At 67.1% G+C, this 1,193-nt stretch carries 2 protein-coding genes; one reads left to right on the top strand and one right to left on the bottom strand.

Going from position 1 to position 1,193, the window contains the following annotated elements; genetic code table 11:
• The coding region (locus AACY08_RS27455) for a DUF4158 domain-containing protein (RefSeq protein ID WP_339472256.1) at positions 1 to 384 on the bottom strand (384 nt) is incomplete at its 3' end.
• Between the two features lie 94 nt (positions 385 to 478).
• Between AACY08_RS27455 and AACY08_RS27450 the strand changes: the two genes are divergently transcribed.
• Positions 479 to 1,105: a recombinase family protein gene (locus tag AACY08_RS27450; RefSeq protein ID WP_339472255.1), complete on the top strand. Its 627-nt coding sequence runs from the start codon at positions 479 to 481 to the stop codon at positions 1,103 to 1,105.
• The last annotated feature ends 88 nt before the right edge of the window (positions 1,106 to 1,193 follow it).

The raw sequence follows: 1,193 nt of genomic DNA, 5'->3' as shown, positions 1-1,193 counted from the left end.
GTCACGGAACGTCCGTGCCGGCGCGCCCTGACCGGGAAACGTCCTGTATCCGTAGATGGAGCGCAGCACCTCCATATGTTGCTGGCGGGTCTGGTGCCGGACGGCGTAGCGGACGAGCACGTCACCGGCGATGCCGAGCTGGGCGCCGAGGAAGGCGGATACCGCGAGCGGGATCACCTCGCCCGGCACCAGCATTCGTCCCGGATAGCGCAGCGCGCACAGTTGCAGCGCGAAGCCGATCCGGTTTTCCGGTCGGCGTCGCCGGTCGATGTGGATCAGGTCGTCGTCCGCCAGGATGTAATGCCGTAGCAGCGACGCTTCGTCGGTCGGCAGGTCGAGCAGCGACGACCGCTGCCGGGCGCTCAGGATATGGCGTCTCGGCATGCGGCTTTGTCCCGGTTGAACAGAAGTCTGTTTTGGACAACACTGACCCCGCGCAAATCAAGGCTTTTCGGGGCCGGTGTTCGGGAAGGTTCAATTGGGACAACGCGCCGCTATCTACGCCCGCGTCTCGACCGCCGACCAGTCGTGCGAGCGGCAGTTGCGCGACCTCGTCGGTTTCGCCGAACGGGGCGGCTATGAGGTGGTCGAGGTCTTCCGCGAAACCGCCTCGGGGATGAAGGCCAACCGCTCGGCGCGCGGCGAGGTGATGAAGCTGGCGCAGGCGCGTCACATCGATGCGGTCCTCGTCACCGAACTCAGCCGCTGGGGACGCTCGACGCAGGACCTGCTCGATACGCTCAACCGGCTGTCGGGCTGGCGCGTGTCGGTCGTCGCGATGAGTGGCATGACGTTCGAGGTCGATACGCCTCACGGGCGGATGATGGCGACGATGCTCGCCGGCATCGCCCAGTTCGAGCGCGACATGCTAAGCGAGCGGGTTCGGTCCGGTCTCGCCGCAGCGCGGGCACGGGGTCGAACACTCGGTCGGCAGGCGGGCGACCGACCGAAGTCCGACCGGCTCGCCCCCAAGGTGCTGGCGCTGGTCGCCGAAGGTCGCAGCTATCGCTGGATCGCGCGCGACCTCGGCCTCAGCAAGAATACTGTCGCCGCTATCGTCGGACGGGCACGGGTGGATGCAGCGTCGGTCGAGGAAGCGGCATGACCGGACTTCCCGGAAAATTCCCGCCGGATCCTCGGCGCAAGGCGCGGTTTCGTGAAATCGCGCGCGCGATCGTCGCCAAGGACCGCTC

The organism is Pseudomonas sp. EL_65y_Pfl1_R83, from assembly GCF_963970695.1.
In the GTDB taxonomy this organism is placed as follows: domain Bacteria; phylum Pseudomonadota; class Gammaproteobacteria; order Pseudomonadales; family Pseudomonadaceae; genus Aquipseudomonas; species Aquipseudomonas tritici.
Note: the sequence above shows the minus strand (reverse complement) of the source record. Positions and strands in the feature narration are given on the sequence as shown.